Below are 256 nucleotides of genomic sequence, written 5' to 3' on the forward strand. Positions count from 1 at the left end.
AGGCCGGGGGTCCAGGGGGCGGAGCCCCCTGGGCGGGGTCGTAGGGGCCCCGCCCCTACACGTCCGCCCGCCGCACCGCCCGCCGCCCCAGCAGCTCGGCCAACCCCCGCCGCGTGGCCGCCAACACCACCCGGTCCTCCCCCCGCAACACATACGTCCCCGGCAGATCCCACACCAACCGAGGCTCCCGAACCCCGCCCTCCTGCTCCCCGCCGGAGGCCCCCGCGACCTCCAACGCCAGCACCCGCCACGCCCC

Annotated in this window: 1 pseudogene; it reads right to left on the reverse strand. The window is 78.9% G+C overall.

Annotated elements, in window-relative coordinates:
* Window positions 1-55: 55 nt before the first annotated feature.
* Window positions 56-256 (reverse strand): annotated as a pseudogene (locus tag GTW67_RS37735) (potassium transporter TrkA); the annotation flags it as partial.

The sequence above is a fragment of the Streptomyces sp. SID5910 genome, assembly GCF_009862125.1.
GTDB lineage: Bacteria > Actinomycetota > Actinomycetes > Streptomycetales > Streptomycetaceae > Streptomyces.